General features: G+C 60.6%; 14 protein-coding genes. 8 read left to right on the top strand and 6 right to left on the bottom strand.

Translation table 11 applies throughout. The features are described 5' to 3' along the window. Positions 1–100: 100 nt before the first annotated feature. The 5 genes from GNP00_RS23535 (at position 101) to GNP00_RS00840 (ending at position 3,718) form a co-directional block, all read left to right on the top strand. Complete coding sequence (locus tag GNP00_RS23535; protein ID WP_281352143.1) at positions 101–229, top strand: hypothetical protein; 129 nt, start codon at positions 101–103, stop codon at positions 227–229. Positions 230–365: 136 nt separating this feature from the next. Continuing rightward, positions 366–1,766, top strand: coding sequence for an L-serine ammonia-lyase (locus tag GNP00_RS00855; protein WP_011580706.1), 1,401 nt, complete (start codon positions 366–368; stop codon positions 1,764–1,766). Positions 1,767–1,827: 61 nt separating this feature from the next. Beyond that, a complete protein-coding gene (locus tag GNP00_RS00850) occupies positions 1,828–2,259 on the top strand; it encodes a DUF1489 family protein (RefSeq protein WP_011580707.1) in 432 nt (143 codons plus the stop codon). Positions 2,260–2,297: 38 nt separating this feature from the next. Then, complete coding sequence (locus GNP00_RS00845) at positions 2,298–3,026, top strand: hypothetical protein (protein WP_011580708.1); 729 nt, start codon at positions 2,298–2,300, stop codon at positions 3,024–3,026. Next, the gene (locus tag GNP00_RS00840) at positions 3,023–3,718 is read left to right on the top strand and encodes a DnaJ domain-containing protein (RefSeq protein WP_011580709.1); all 696 of its coding nucleotides are present in this window, start codon (positions 3,023–3,025) and stop codon (positions 3,716–3,718) included. Before GNP00_RS00845 ends, GNP00_RS00840 begins: the two co-directional genes overlap by 4 nt. A gap of 37 nt (positions 3,719–3,755) precedes the next feature. On the opposite strand, the gene GNP00_RS00835 is transcribed toward GNP00_RS00840, so the two are convergent. Next, complete coding sequence (locus GNP00_RS00835; RefSeq protein ID WP_157038050.1) at positions 3,756–5,102, bottom strand: D-alanyl-D-alanine carboxypeptidase family protein; 1,347 nt, start codon at positions 5,100–5,102, stop codon at positions 3,756–3,758. Positions 5,103–5,667: 565 nt separating this feature from the next. Here GNP00_RS00835 and clpS point away from each other — a divergent pair. The 3 genes from clpS (at position 5,668) to GNP00_RS00820 (ending at position 10,077) form a co-directional block, all read left to right on the top strand. Continuing rightward, complete coding sequence (gene clpS / locus GNP00_RS00830; protein ID WP_041545276.1) at positions 5,668–5,997, top strand: ATP-dependent Clp protease adapter ClpS; 330 nt, start codon at positions 5,668–5,670, stop codon at positions 5,995–5,997. Between the two features lie 8 nt (positions 5,998–6,005). Further along, positions 6,006–8,465, top strand: a complete 2,460-nt coding sequence (gene clpA, locus GNP00_RS00825; RefSeq protein ID WP_011580712.1) for an ATP-dependent Clp protease ATP-binding subunit ClpA — start codon at positions 6,006–6,008, stop codon at positions 8,463–8,465. A 352-nt stretch (positions 8,466–8,817) separates the two neighbouring features. Beyond that, on the top strand, positions 8,818–10,077 hold the full coding sequence (locus GNP00_RS00820) for an O-antigen ligase family protein (RefSeq protein WP_041544654.1): 1,260 nt from the start codon (positions 8,818–8,820) through the stop codon (positions 10,075–10,077). Here the strand turns inward: GNP00_RS00820 and GNP00_RS00815 are convergent. The 5 genes from GNP00_RS00815 to GNP00_RS00795 all read right to left on the bottom strand — a co-directional run bounded on the left by GNP00_RS00815 (position 10,059) and on the right by GNP00_RS00795 (position 13,738). Beyond that, positions 10,059–10,784: a glycosyltransferase family 25 protein gene (locus tag GNP00_RS00815; protein ID WP_011580714.1), complete on the bottom strand. Its 726-nt coding sequence runs from the start codon at positions 10,782–10,784 to the stop codon at positions 10,059–10,061. The two genes, GNP00_RS00820 and GNP00_RS00815, sit on opposite strands and share 19 nt — an antisense overlap. 2 nt (positions 10,785–10,786) lie before the next feature. Next, a complete protein-coding gene (locus GNP00_RS00810) occupies positions 10,787–11,224 on the bottom strand; it encodes an HIT family protein (RefSeq protein WP_011580715.1) in 438 nt (145 codons plus the stop codon). Between the two features lie 94 nt (positions 11,225–11,318). Further along, on the bottom strand, positions 11,319–12,512 hold the full coding sequence (locus GNP00_RS00805) for a GNAT family N-acetyltransferase (protein WP_011580716.1): 1,194 nt from the start codon (positions 12,510–12,512) through the stop codon (positions 11,319–11,321). A gap of 42 nt (positions 12,513–12,554) precedes the next feature. After that, positions 12,555–13,265 (bottom strand): glycerophosphodiester phosphodiesterase, encoded by a 711-nt coding sequence (locus GNP00_RS00800; protein ID WP_011580717.1) that lies wholly within the window; start codon positions 13,263–13,265, stop codon positions 12,555–12,557. Further along, complete coding sequence (locus tag GNP00_RS00795; protein WP_011580718.1) at positions 13,262–13,738, bottom strand: RidA family protein; 477 nt, start codon at positions 13,736–13,738, stop codon at positions 13,262–13,264. Before GNP00_RS00795 ends, GNP00_RS00800 begins: the two co-directional genes overlap by 4 nt. Positions 13,739–13,792: the final 54 nt, after the last annotated feature.

Raw genomic sequence — 13,792 nt, 5'->3', positions numbered from 1 at the left:
GCCGCTTTTGTTATTGCGTTGCAGCAAGCTTGGGAGTATTTCGGCCGCTGTGGCGACGGGGACGAGGGCTCGCCACGCGTAACAAGAACACGGAAAATCTATGGACGAACCCGTTCAGAAATCGTGCTGGGGCGTGACCGCCAAGGCGGTCGTCGGTCTAGCCGGCATCATCCTTCTGGCCTGGCTTTTTGTTGGGGGCGACGGAGTCGCCATGATGGCCGCGAGCTAAATCCAGCGAACGATTAGAAAACGGGGCGCGGCGTCTGGCCTGCGCCCCGTTTTCTTTTGGACCTTGCGTTGCCATGCCGGCATAGGCATATCCGCCTTGTTCGTGCGATGAGCAAACAGGCTCGCTGGAGTCCGCCATGTTCCTTTCAGTCTTCGATCTTTTCAAGATCGGCATCGGTCCGTCGAGTTCACATACGATGGGGCCGATGGTAGCCGCAGAGCGCTTTCTGCGCGAAATCGCGGAAGGGGAGTGGCCGCGGCCGGCGGGCGTGCAAGTCAATCGGCTGTCCGTCAGCCTGCACGGCTCGCTCGCATTCACGGGTGTGGGACACGCTACCGACCGCGCCGCGATCCTTGGGCTGCAAGGTTTCACACCGACGACGGTGGACCCGGACCAGGCGGATTCCATTCTGGAACAAATCGGCAGCACAAAGCGGCTTTCGCCCGCCGGACATCCCGAATACCGCTTCGACCCCGAGACGGATCTCGTCTTTGACAGGAAGGCGCCTCTGCCCGGCCATGCGAATGGAATGGCGTTCAGCGCTTTCGATGCGGATGATCGGCTGCTTTTGCGACGCGTCTATTACTCCGTGGGCGGCGGGTTCGTAGTCTCGCAGGAGGAGCTTGAAGCGCTGAAGGCCGAGAAGAGGCCGGGCGCGGATAGCAGCGTCCCCTATCCCTTTACCAATGCCCGCCAGATGCTGGAGATGGCCGCCTCAAGCGGCCTCTCGATCGCCGAGATGAAGCGTGCCAACGAGCTGGCTCACAGAAGCGCTCAGGAACTTGACGCGGGCCTCGATCGCATTTGGGACGCCATGCATGGCTGCATCGAGCGCGGGCTGACGCAGGAAGGCATCATGCCGGGCGGGCTGAAAGTGCGCCGCCGCGCGCGTGAACTGCACCGCAAGCTGGAAGAGGAATGGCGGCAGAACAGGCCCAACCCCCTTGCCGCCAATGACTGGCTTTCCGTTTATGCCATGGCCGTCAATGAAGAGAACGCGGCGGGCGGAAGGGTCGTCACCGCTCCCACCAACGGCGCGGCGGGCGTCGTGCCGGCGGTGATGCGCTACTGGCTGCGGTTCCATCCCGAGGCAGACAGGAACGGCATTCGCGATTTCCTGCTCACTGCCGCGGCGATTGGCGGACTCATCAAATTCAATGCGTCGATTTCCGGCGCGGAGGTGGGCTGCCAGGGGGAAGTGGGCTCCGCCTCGGCCATGGCGGCGGCGGGGCTGGCCGCGGTCATGGGCGGCACGCCCGAGCAAGTGGAAAACGCGGCCGAGATCGCGTTGGAACACCATCTTGGCATGACCTGCGACCCGGTGGCCGGTCTCGTGCAAGTGCCCTGCATCGAGCGTAATGCGCTGGGTGCGGTCAAGGCTGTTACGGCGGCATCTCTGGCCATCAAAGGCGACGGCCAGCATTTCGTATCGCTGGACGCCGCGGTCGAGACCATGCGCCAGACGGGGCTCGATATGAACGAGCGCTATAAGGAAACAAGTCTCGGCGGGCTTGCGGTCAATGTAGTAGAATGCTGACCGCCTGTGGAAAGGGCGGGGCCGCGTTGACCTTGCCTCTGATATTCCCGATGGTGCGGCCATGGCCCTTTATCTCATAAAATTGTGCGTTGGTTGCGAAAGCCCGGAAGATCTCGAAGAGTGGATCGCCGAGCGGCTTGAGGAAAAGCTGCGCCGCGGAGAGCCTGAAGAGCAGTATCATGTCACCCGCATGGTGCCGAAGCAGACGGATGAGATCACGGGCGGATCGCTCTATTGGGTGATCAAGGGCATGGTGCAGTGCCGTCAGCGGCTTCTCGACATCCGCCCTTTTGTGGACGGCGAGGGCATTCAGCGCTGCCGGCTTGTGCTGGAGCCCGTCGTCGTGCGCACGGAATGGCAGCCGCGCCGCCCGTTCCAGGGCTGGCGCTACCTGAAGCCTGAGGACGCGCCCGCCGATTTGACCGCCGGCTCCGGTACGGGCGACCTGCCGGACCACCTGCGCCGCGAGCTGACGGAGCTCGGATTGTTGTAGGCCTTGCCTCGAGGACCGCGAAAGCACATCTTTTCCCCATGAGCGACAGAAAGCCGCCGATGGAGACCGGGAGGAAAGCGGAGGTCTCGAAGCCGCGCTCCGAGAACAGCGCGATTGAAGCCTTTGTGCGCCAGGCGCGGGCGCTGGCAACAATTGGAAAAGGAAACGGGCGCCTCATTCTTGCGCTCGATGCCACCATGAGCCGCCAACCCACCTGGGACCTCGCCTGCGAGATTCAGGCTGAGATGTTCGACGCCGTCGGCAAGGCTGGTGCGCTGAACGTGCAGCTTGTCTATTACCGCGGGTTCGGGGAATGCGCCGCATCCAGGTTCGTAACCGACACGGAAGCGCTCAAAAAGCTGATGGCGCGGATCGATTGCCGCGGCGGGCGCACGCAGATCGGCAAGATTCTTGCTCATGCTTTGAAGGAAAACGCGCGTGGCAAGGTGAATGCTCTCGTTTTCATCGGTGATGCGATGGAGGAGGATGTGGACCTGCTCTCCCAGCGTGCCGGCGAACTCGGCTTGAAAAGTGTACCGGTGTTCGTTTTCCAGGAAGGCCGCGACCCCTCGGCCACCGGCGCTTTCAAGGAAATTGCAAGGCTCTCCAAGGGGGCCTGGTTCCGCTTCGATCGAAACGCCGGCGACGTATTGGCCAAGCTTCTCGGAGCGGTGGCGGTCTACGCCACCGGTGGCCTACCCGCCCTGGAGGCGAGGGGGCGGCCAGAAGACCGGATGATGATCGAGCATCTAAGCGGCAAGAAATGACCTCTCCGCTCTTTCTTATCGGCCTTTTAGTTGTGCTCGCGTTCGCCGCCTATGCCTTTTCGCGCGCGAGCCCGGCGGCAATCGCCGCCGCGGTAAGATTGGCGGGGCCGACATTGGTAGCGCTTTGCGGATTGGCACTGATGCTTGCGGGCAGGGCAGGGGTCGGCGGAACCCTTCTGTCGCTCGCGGCCGCCTGGCTGGGAACTGTCAGGCTGAGCCAACGCAGAAAGCGATCGGCCGGCACGCGGTCCAGCGTTCGCTCGGCTGCGCTCGAAATGGAACTCGATCACGATAGCGGATCGCTTGAGGGAACAGTCCTTGCGGGCCGGTTCGAGGGGCGCAAACTGGGAGAGCTGCCGCTCGACGATCTTCTGCTCTTACACGCCGAACTTGCCGAGGATGAAGAAAGCCTCCAGCTACTGGAGACGTATCTTGACGGCAGGTTTCCCGTTTGGCGCGAACGCGTTCAGACGAACCATGACCGACGGCAGCGAGGCGCGCCAGCTTCTGGCCCCATGAGTGAGGAGGAGGCTTACAAGATCCTTGGTCTTGAAGTTGGAGCGTCCGCGGCGGAAATCCGCAAGGCTCATCGCCGTCTGATGCAGCGCCTGCATCCCGATATGGGAGGCTCCGCCTTTCTTGCCGCTCGTATCAACGAGGCTCGGGACGTTCTCCTGTCCGATCATCGCTAGTTCCCTGACGCGATTACTTGAACGGCGGCGCAGAAGGCTAGTTCTGCACCGCGTAACAATCCACGCTCTTCCGCTTCAGCGACGCACAGGCATCCCATGCGGCCGTCTTGCTTTCGAAGCCGCCGAAGCGAGCGCGATAATAAGTACGCCCTTTGAGCTCAAAAGTTTCAGTGAAGGGCTTGACCCCGGAAAGAATTCCCGACGCGGTCGCTGCCGTCTTCTCCAGCACGCGGCGCGCATCCTCTTCCGTCTGGGCCGAAGCAACCTGAATCACCCAGCCGGAGACAGGGGTCGACGCGGTCGCCACTGGATCGACTGAGTTGTTGTTCTGCTCGACGACGGCTTCCGCGAGTGCCGCCTTGGCGCTCGGAATGGGATCCTCGGCATAGGCGTTGACGGGAACTTCGACGTCAGGCCGCTCGGCAGGCAAAGGGGCCCGCTTCGGCAAAGCCGCAGCAGACGCCATGATCGCGGGCGTATCCGTGATTGTCGGGCGAATGGCTGGCCCCTTTGCAATCAGGTCCTGGCCGCGACCGGTGGATGCCTTGGGCAAATAGCGCTCGATGAGACTCACCATATGGGCGTCGCGGCTGCGCGCCGTCTTGCCGCCCATCACAACGGCCACGATCTGCCGTCCACCCGTCGAGACCGAGGAGACGAGATTAAAGCCCGAAGCGTTGATATAGCCGGTCTTGATGCCGTCTGCGCCCTTCACGCGGCCAAGAAGATTGTTGTGGCCGTTGATTTTCTTTCCGGAGAACACGAATGAGCGGGTGGAGAAATAGTCATAATATTGCGGGTAGTGCTCGCGCAGCGCGATCCCCAGCCGGGCCATGTCACGGGCCGTCGTTTTCTGTGCGTTGTTGGGAAGGCCATGCGCGTTGCGGAAGGTGGTGGATTTCATGCCAAGCTGACGGGCCTTGGCCGTCATCATCCGGGCGAAACTTTCCTCCGACCCGCCCAGCTTTTCCGCAATGGCCGTGGCCGCGTCATTGGCCGAGCGGGTGATGAGCGCCAGGATAGCCTGCTCAACGGTAATGCTTTTGCCTGCCGGCACGCCGAGCTTCGTTGGCGGTTCAGCGGACGCATTCTTGGAAAACGTGATGCTCGTGCTCTTGGAGATGCGGCCCGCCGCCATTGACTCGAATACGAGGTAAAGCGTCATCATCTTGGTGAGCGAGGCCGGATACCGCAGCTCGTCGGCACTGTCCTCGTAAAGCACCTGCCCCGTTTTCGCATCGATCACGATACCGGCGTATTTTGGGTTTGCCGCAGCCGAAGCTGCGAGTGACAGAACAAATGCCCCCGTCGCAACCGCCAGAACCGCGATATTGGTGACCTTACGTAGTTTTTCTGCCAGTGCCTGTCGCACGACCACACCCATCAAAGCAATTGTTCCTTCCGCGGCCAGCGGGGGTCCGCAGGTTCTTTTCATTGACCCTAGGTAACCCTCGTTACCAATTCGTTATGGTGAGCGATCGCTTGACGGGATTTTTCGCATTCGATGCGTTTTTAAATCCTGTTTTATGGATGCCCCTTTCCGGCTGTCCCCCGCCGATTGGGCAACAATGGGGCAAGGCGGCAACTGAATGCGATTAAATTGGGTGAGGATCGTTAATCGAAGGGTGGCCTCCCGGCATTGTTCAATAGCCTTTGAAATAGCGTATGGGGTTCCTATCTATTGATCGTGTGCGGCCCTGGGGTGGCCCAGCCAAACTACAATCGCCCAGCCGCGGCATTCCGTAGCGCATCCCGCGTTCCTTCATCATGGCTGGGCCTGCATGTGAAAAATTTGAGCGGGGCGGGAGTGCAATGCGTATTGTCAGCACGCCAGAAGGGCTTAAAATCACCAATAAGGTGCCTACATGTCATAGCTCATGGGGAGCTATGACGGAACGCATGGGAATATTGGGATCGGCGAGAGAAAAATGCCAGGCGACGCTTTGCGGATGAGCCGTGGGGACGACGAAGGCAACAGCACAGGGCGCGGCACGGCTGTCATCACCCGTACCAGAACCAAGACCAAAAAGCCGAGTCTCTATCGCGTGCTGCTGTTGAACGACGATTACACGCCCATGGAATTCGTCGTTCATGTTCTGGAGCGTTTCTTCCAGAAAGACCGGGAGGCGGCGACAATGATTATGCTGCATGTCCACAATCATGGGGTGGGCGAGTGCGGCATATACACGTTCGAAGTGGCCGAGACAAAGGTGTCCCAGGTCATGGATTTTGCCCGTCAGCACCAGCATCCGCTGCAATGCGTGATGGAGAAGAAATGAGGTTTTGAATGCCGGCTTTCTCGCAAGGCCTGGAACGCGCGCTACATCAAGCGCTGACCTATGCCAATGAGCGCCATCATGAATATGCGACGCTCGAGCACCTGCTGCTCGCACTGATCGACGATAATGACGCGGCCGCCGTGATGCGGGCGTGCAATGTCGATCTGGACGAGCTGAGGCGCACCGTCACCGACTACATCGATACCGAACTCGACAACCTCGTCACCGGTTATGACGAGGATTCCAAGCCGACGGCCGGATTTCAGCGCGTGATCCAGCGCGCCGTAATTCATGTGCAGTCGTCGGGCCGGGAAGAGGTGTCCGGGGCCAATGTGCTTGTTGCGATCTTCGCCGAGCGCGAGAGCCACGCCGCTTACTTCCTGCAGGAACAGCAGATGACCCGCTATGACGCGGTCAACTATATCAGCCATGGCATCGCCAAGCGTCCGGGCGCTTCCGAAGCGCGCACGCCGCGCGGCGCCGACGAGGACCAGGCGGGCTCGACCGGCGCGGAGACGGAGGAAGGAGCCAAGAAGAAGCAGCAGCAGGACGCGCTTTCGGCCTATTGCGTCAATCTGAACGCGAAGGCGAGGGCAGGGCGCATCGATCCGCTCATCGGCCGCGAGAGCGAAATCAGCCGCACGATCCAGGTACTTTGCCGCCGTTCCAAGAACAACCCGCTCTATGTGGGTGATCCGGGCGTGGGCAAAACCGCGATCGCGGAGGGCCTTGCAAAGCGGATCGTGGAAGGCGACGTACCCGACGTTCTTGCCGATGCTACTATCTTCGCGCTCGATATGGGCACACTGCTCGCCGGCACCCGCTATCGCGGCGACTTCGAGGAGCGGCTGAAGCAGGTCGTCAAGGAACTGGAGGATTTCCCCGGCGCCATCCTCTTCATTGACGAGATACATACGGTCATTGGTGCCGGCGCTACGTCGGGCGGCGCGATGGATGCGTCCAACCTGCTCAAGCCGGCGCTTTCCTCGGGCGCAATCCGCTGTATCGGCTCAACGACTTACAAGGAGTTTCGCCAGTTCTTCGAGAAGGACCGGGCGCTGGTGCGCCGGTTCCAAAAGATCGACGTGAACGAGCCGACGGTGCTGGACGCGATCGAGATCATGAAGGGGCTGAAGCCCTATTTCGAAGATTTCCATCGCGTGAAGTACACGAACGAGGCGGTGAAGGCCGCGGTGGAGCTCTCGGCGCGCTACATCAACGACCGCAAGCTGCCCGACAAGGCGATCGACGTGATCGACGAGACCGGCGCCTCGCAGAAGCTCCTGCCCGAATCCAAGCGGCGCAAGACGATCACCGTAAAGGAGATCGAGACCACCATCGCCACCATGGCCCGTATCCCGCCGAAGACCGTATCGGCCGACGACGAGAAAGTGCTGGCGGGGCTCGAAACCGAATTGAAGCGCGTGGTCTACGGCCAGGATAAGGCCATCGAGGCGCTTGCCTCGGCGATCAAGCTTGCCCGCGCCGGCCTGCGAGAGCCCGAAAAGCCAATTGGTTCCTATCTCTTCTCCGGCCCCACGGGCGTCGGCAAGACGGAGGTTGCCAAGCAGCTTGCGGCATCGCTGGGCGTGGAACTGCTGCGCTTTGACATGTCGGAATACATGGAGCGCCACACGGTCTCACGGCTCATCGGCGCGCCTCCCGGCTATGTCGGCTTCGACCAGGGCGGGCTTTTGACCGACGGTGTCGATCAGCATCCGCACTGCGTGCTGCTTCTCGACGAGATCGAGAAGGCGCATCCGGACCTGTTCAACATTCTCTTGCAGGTCATGGATCACGGCAAGCTGACGGACCATAATGGCAAGCGCATCGACTTCCGCAACGTCATCCTGATCATGACGACCAATGCGGGCGCGGCGGATATGGCCAAGCCGGCCATCGGCTTCGGCTCGTCCAAGCGTGAAGGCGACGATATGGAGGCGATCAACCGGCTGTTCACACCGGAGTTTCGCAACCGGCTCGATGCCGTCATTGCCTTTGGCTCCCTGCCCATGCCAGTTGTGCACCAGGTGGTGCAAAAGTTCGTCATGCAGCTCGAAGCACAGCTTGCCGAGAGGAAGGTCACCTTTGACCTTTCCGAGGAGGCAATCGCCTGGCTGGCCGACAGGGGCTATGACGAACGCATGGGCGCCCGCCCGCTCGGTCGCGTGATCCAGGAGCACATCAAGAAGCCGCTGGCGGAAGAGGTGCTCTTTGGCAAGCTCAGGCGTGGCGGCACGGTGAAGGTCACAGTGGAGTCGAAGGACGGCGGTGAAACCGGCCTGAAGCTGGAGACGATCCCTGATGATGCGCCCGTGAAGCCAAAACGCGAATCTCCGCCGGCACGCAAGACCGCGGCGAAGCGGAATTCGGCTAAAAAGACGAAGCCGAAGGCGGCGAAGCGGCCCCCGGCGCTGCCGGAGCCGCCGAAGCGTAGCCTTGTGCCGCAGCTGCCGCGCAAGAGTTGACGCGGTTGTATCAGAAATGATGGCGTGGGTTTCAGGCCCGCGCCATTTTTCTTTTCAGCAAAGGGCCGGTGCAAGCGGCGCCGCAAATGGTTTGCCGCGCCGGCTTTTCAATGGCCGGGTGTTCGTGCCGTTGGCTTTGGGTTGTTGCCTGCCTTACGTTCGGAAAAAAGTTGTGGTCCGTGTCGCATCCAGGGGATTGCTCGATGCAAAAGCCCATTGTGCGCGGGCCGCGCTATGATATCCACACCAACTTCGAGCGGTGTGAATAGACATCAACTTAGAGTAGAAATAATTCCGGCGTATATATCTTTTGGCAAGGGAAGGAAGCACGGTGCCACCTAAAGCAGGAATAATGTTCCGTTTCCTCCTCTGGCGCAGACACTACGACCCGGTCCTCCTCTCCATTGCTGTCGCCTGCCTCGTGGTGAAGGTAAAGCTGGATGTGCTGCTCTTCGGATTTTTTGCGGGTATCGGCATTTATCTCATTACTGGCATGCACCGCTCGATCCGTTCCATAGATCCGGTCTATGCGACGGGCGCCTGCCTCTATGCCGGCTGTGCAATAGTAATCGGTCTGATCCACGGCAACTTGCCCGAGGAGATTCGCTGGATCGGTTATCCCCTTTACCTGTTGCTCGGCATCACGCTTTTTCCCGGTGTCGTATTGATAAAGGACCCGCTGCGTCAGATCGTGCTCGGCGCAAGGGCAGGCCTGATTCTCGCTCTGGTTGTAGGAGCGTTCGAGATGGTGGGAGGGTTGGTGCGCATCGGCCTGGGCGGCAATGCGGCCAATACAGCCTTCGTCATTGTGGTCGTGGGCGTGCTCTCGCGCATGCCGGTGCGAAATCCGCCCCGGTTTCTTCCCAATTCCCGGCTTTGGTTTTACCTCGCTGCCCTAGCGGTGATTATGACGGGCACGCGATCCGTGCTTCCCGTCTTCGCCCTGGGCCTCCTCTTCGATCTTTTTGCGATGCGTCGCCAGCTGGCGAATGGCGCGCTTCGCATGAGTCTGAGAAGCGCAGCCGTGGTCATGCTGGTCTTTTTTCTTGGGCTGGGCGCGATCGGCTACGAACTTGCCGGGTCGATCGCCAATCGGGTCGACTACACCTTCGCCGAGATCGATTCCACGATGCAGAACCCCGGCGAAGAGGACGCCCCCCTTACTGGCCTCGAAATTCGACTAACGCTGTGGCAAAAGGCGATTGAAGTTATTCGCAGTCATCCGCTTATCGGCAGCGGCGGCGATGCGAGCATGCGGGAAATCATACGATCTACCCCGCAGGAGCAGCGAGCCACCTTTTCCCCCTATATTCATGTGCACAATTTCGTTCTGGACGAGCTGCGCGTGCGCGGGATCATCGGCCTCGTCGTGATGCTGGGATTCTTCCTGGCAGTTTGTTGGAGACTTTGGGCGAGCGGCCTGCCGGAAATTCGCGAGGCGACGGTGCTGTTCTTCGCCTCGCTCCTGACCTATGGCGCATTGCACGGATTGCTCTTGGCGGACCGGAACATGGCCTTGATCGCCATCTTCCTCGTATCGCTGCTTCTGTACCTCAAGAAGGAGGCCTTCTGGCGGAACGTGCGGCGGCCTTTTCAGCTGAAAACAGCGTAAAGCGTCCGCCGCAAATAGTCCTGGCCGCGAAAGAGAGCGGTCGGGATGCGCATATAGAATGGAAATTTGGTCTTCTTATAGCCGCCGATGGTGGAGCCTGAGCGCGCGGGCTTTAAGAGCGGTTTGCGCGTGATGTAGACGCGCAGGCCATGTGCCCAGCCGCGCTCCAGCGCGATATCATACGGCAGGAACATGGGAAGTGCCCCCGCCCGAAGCTTGGCCGCACCCTCGCCGGAAACAAGATATCCCATGGACGAACCCAGCGGACCATGGATGCAACGACCCACATGGTCGCCGGCCTCCGTCTTCGCTTTCGTTAGGAATCCCTTCGTCCTGTGGTTATAGAGCTTCACGAGATCCGGTTTGAGATCGAGCCGCGTCAGCGCCCGGAGACGAGGCGCGAAGTCCGGCAGAAACTCGGCATCGTCTTCAAGAATAACTGCATAGGGCCAGCCTGCGGCAATCACCCGGTCAAGAGCGCGCATATGGCTCATATAGCAGCCATATTCCCCGCCCATCGGCCTTCGGCCGTGCCATAGCTGGAACTTTCGCAGCTGCAACTCCCGCCGCTCCGAGGGCTCGATCGCATTCCCATCCACGGCCTGAACACGTTCGGGGAAAATATCGATCGCCGCGGCGCGAGCCGCCAAGCCCTCCCACCGTTCCTTCGAGCGGTCGAGATTGATGACCAAAACAGGGATATCCACGATCAGCTTTCCGCCTCAGCCGCTTCCAGCGCCTCGCGGATTTTGCGTGCGTTCTCAGCCAGGATGTCCGGCTTTTCCATCGGCCCGCCTTCGGGACCGAGGCTCCTGCCTGCGAAGCAGGGGATGACGTGTATATGCAAATGAAAGACGGTTTGGCCGGAGGCGGGCTCGTTGTACTGCGCAATCCTGACACCATCGGCCTGAAAGGCGGTCATAACCGCCTTGGAAAGCTTCTGGGCGGTTTGGATGAGCGCGGTGAGCACCGCTGGATCCGCATCGAGAATGTTGCGCGAGGGACGCTTGGGGATGACCAGGCAATGCCCCGGACTGCGGGGCATGATGTCCATGAAGGCGAGCGTCTCGGCATCCTCGTAAATCTTTTGCGCCGGCAGTTCCCCGCGCAGGATCTTGGCGAAGGGATTGTCGTTGTCATAGGTCATGCTGGACTCGCTCTCGTATGCGAAGATTGGCCGCGCTGATGTTTGGGAGGTGTCGGCGTTCCGGTCAAGCCCGACTTTTTAGCGTGGACGCCCATCATCCCTTTTTATAGGGCGAATGCTCTGTCAGGAAATCGCCGATGGCCTCGACCTCGCGGCGCTCGCGGGAGAGATAATCGGCCACTGCGCGGCGCAGTCCGGGATGGGCAATGTAATGGGCGGAATATGTGGTGACGGGAAGATATCCGCGCGCGAGTTTGTGTTCGCCCTGGGCCCCGGCCTCGACGCGCTTCAGCCCTTTGGCGATGGCAAACTCTATTGCCTGGTGATAGCAGACCTCGAAATGCAAAAAGGGATGGTGCTCGATCGCACCCCAGTTGCGGCCATAGAGCGCATCCGAACCGATGAAATTGATGGCGCCCGCGATATAGCGGCTCCCGCGCTTTGCCATGACGAGGAGGATATCGTCTGCCATCCGCTCGCCGATGAGCGAAAAGAAGAGCCGGTTGAGATAGGGCCGGCCCCATTTGCGGCTGGCCGTATCCATATAGAACGCAAAGAAATCGTCCCAGGCGGCCTCGGTGATATCGCGTCCTGTGAGCCACTCAATTTCCATGCCTGCTTCGACCGCCGTCCGCCGCTCCTTTTTCAGCGCCTTGCGCTTACGTGACGCAAGGGCCTCCAGGAAATCCTCGTAGGAACCGTAGCCTTCGTTGAAGAAATGAAACTGCTGATCGGTGCGCGTGAGGAAGCCGGCATGGCTCAGCACCTCGGTTTCGCTCCGGGGCGCGAAGGTGACGTGGAGAGATGAGACCCCGAGCCGGTCGGTCAGCGTCTTGAGGCCTTCCGCCAATGCTTGGCGCACGGCATCCGGATCGGCATCCTTGCTTGCGAGGAGGCGCGGACCCGTTACGGGCGTGAAGGGCACGGAAACCTGGAGTTTCGGGTAGTATTGGCCGCCTGCGCGCTCGAAAGCGTCCGCCCAGCCATAGTCGAAGACATATTCGCCCTTGCTGTGGGATTTGAGATAGCAAGGCACCACGCCCAGAAGACTGCCGTTTGCGTCTTCGAGCCGCAGATGCTGAGGGAGCCAGCCCGTGCGGCGCGCGGCGCAGCCGCTCTCTTCGAGCGCGGCCAAAAATTCATGAGAAATAAAGGGATTATAGTCGCTGTCGCTTCGCGTCGTGCCGGCCAGCGTTGCCCATTCCTTGCGCGTGAAGGCATCGAGACCCGTTGCGATCGTCAAATTCGCCGTCGTTTGCCCGCCATCCCTGTCGTGTCTTGTCGCCATCGCATCAGAACATAGGCTCTGACACCGTGTCTTTCACCATCCTCAAGGCGCAAAACCTTCGAAAGTGATCTGGTCGGCATATCGGAACGACTTTTCCAGATCCACCTGGTTGCGCACCGTCCAGGTGATGACCGGCATGGAAAGCCGCTGGCGCACGAAGGAGATGAAGGGATTGGGAACATGCGCCACCGCATAGGAGACAAAGGAGATATGGTGGCCGAGCATGGAGAAATGCGCTTCGAGCGCGCTGTCGGATTCACCCTCGGCGGTAAGCCCTATCGGCAAATTTTCCGCCTTTCGCGCGAGTTCCCGGATGATCCAGTGATCGAAGGACATCAGCGCCACCTCGCCGCGATAGCCGCGCAGGCTTTTCAAAACACTGTCCACGAGGCCCGTGTCGTGGCCGGGAACGCCCTTGAGTTCGATCACGAGCGGCACCGCGCCGTTGACATGGTTCAGCATCTCTGAAAGCGCCGGAACCCGCTCCGCGGTGCCACCCACGGATAGGGCGCATAATTCCGCGGCCGTGCGTTGCCAGACCTGGCCCTCCGCGCCGGTGAGCCTCGCCAGGTCGTGATCGTGAAAGACGACAGGCGAGCCGTCGCTGCTCAGCTGCACATCGCACTCGATTGCGTAGCCGCGCTCGACCGCAGCGCCGAAAGCGGCAAGCGTATTTTCCCACCGCGCGTTGTTCATGTCATGGAAGCCGCGATGTGCGATGGGCCGCGCGGTCAGCCAGGAAAGGTCGTTCATGAAACGTCCTGAGCCACCTCGATGATGGCATCGATTTCAACTGGAGCGTTGAGGGGGAGGGAGGCCATGCCTATTGCCGCCCGCGCATGCCGGCCGCGATCGCCCAATGCGGCAACGAGGAAGTCCGACGCTCCGTTGGCGACCACATGATGCTCGACATAGTCGGGGGTGGACGCCACGAAGATCGTGATCCGCACGATCCGCTTGATGCGTTCGAGGTCTCCCAATGCGGCGCGAACCTGAGCGAGCACGTTAACCGCGGACCATTTGGCGGCGAGCTTGCCGGCCTCGGTCCCGAGCTCCCGGCCCAAAAGGCCCATTGCCATCAGTTTGCCGTCCTTGATCGGCAATTGACCTGAAATGAACAAAAGATCGCCGGTTTGGACATATGAAACGTAGTTGGCCGCGGGTGCAGCGGGATTTGGCAGTTCGACGCCCAGTTCCAGAAGCCTTTTGTCGATCGCATCGCTCATTTTATTGTCCCTCGCTGTGTCAGCCCTTGCATGATCGCCTATCTTTCGTCACGA

The sequence above is a fragment of the Chelativorans multitrophicus genome (assembly GCF_011317445.1).
GTDB lineage: Bacteria > Pseudomonadota > Alphaproteobacteria > Rhizobiales > Rhizobiaceae > Chelativorans > Chelativorans multitrophicus.
The sequence above is the reverse complement of the archived record's forward strand: the minus strand, read 5'-3'. Positions and strand labels throughout refer to the sequence as shown.

Bases quoted from the DNA above. Each gene is read 5' to 3' on its own strand.
- GNP00_RS23535 (WP_281352143.1), top strand. From the start codon at position 101: ATGGACGAACCCGTTCAGAAATCGTGCTGGGGCGTGACCGCCAAGGCG.
- GNP00_RS00855 (WP_011580706.1), top strand. From the start codon at position 366: ATGTTCCTTTCAGTCTTCGATCTTTTCAAGATCGGCATCGGTCCGTCG.
- GNP00_RS00850 (WP_011580707.1), top strand. From the start codon at position 1,828: ATGGCCCTTTATCTCATAAAATTGTGCGTTGGTTGCGAAAGCCCGGAA.
- GNP00_RS00845 (WP_011580708.1), top strand. From the start codon at position 2,298: ATGAGCGACAGAAAGCCGCCGATGGAGACCGGGAGGAAAGCGGAGGTC.
- GNP00_RS00840 (WP_011580709.1), top strand. From the start codon at position 3,023: ATGACCTCTCCGCTCTTTCTTATCGGCCTTTTAGTTGTGCTCGCGTTC.
- GNP00_RS00835 (WP_157038050.1), bottom strand. From the start codon at position 5,102: ATGGGTGTGGTCGTGCGACAGGCACTGGCAGAAAAACTACGTAAGGTC.
- clpS (WP_041545276.1), top strand. From the start codon at position 5,668: ATGAGCCGTGGGGACGACGAAGGCAACAGCACAGGGCGCGGCACGGCT.
- clpA (WP_011580712.1), top strand. From the start codon at position 6,006: ATGCCGGCTTTCTCGCAAGGCCTGGAACGCGCGCTACATCAAGCGCTG.
- GNP00_RS00820 (WP_041544654.1), top strand. From the start codon at position 8,818: ATGTTCCGTTTCCTCCTCTGGCGCAGACACTACGACCCGGTCCTCCTC.
- GNP00_RS00810 (WP_011580715.1), bottom strand. From the start codon at position 11,224: ATGACCTATGACAACGACAATCCCTTCGCCAAGATCCTGCGCGGGGAA.
- GNP00_RS00805 (WP_011580716.1), bottom strand. From the start codon at position 12,512: ATGGCGACAAGACACGACAGGGATGGCGGGCAAACGACGGCGAATTTG.
- GNP00_RS00800 (WP_011580717.1), bottom strand. From the start codon at position 13,265: ATGAACGACCTTTCCTGGCTGACCGCGCGGCCCATCGCACATCGCGGC.
- GNP00_RS00795 (WP_011580718.1), bottom strand. From the start codon at position 13,738: ATGAGCGATGCGATCGACAAAAGGCTTCTGGAACTGGGCGTCGAACTG.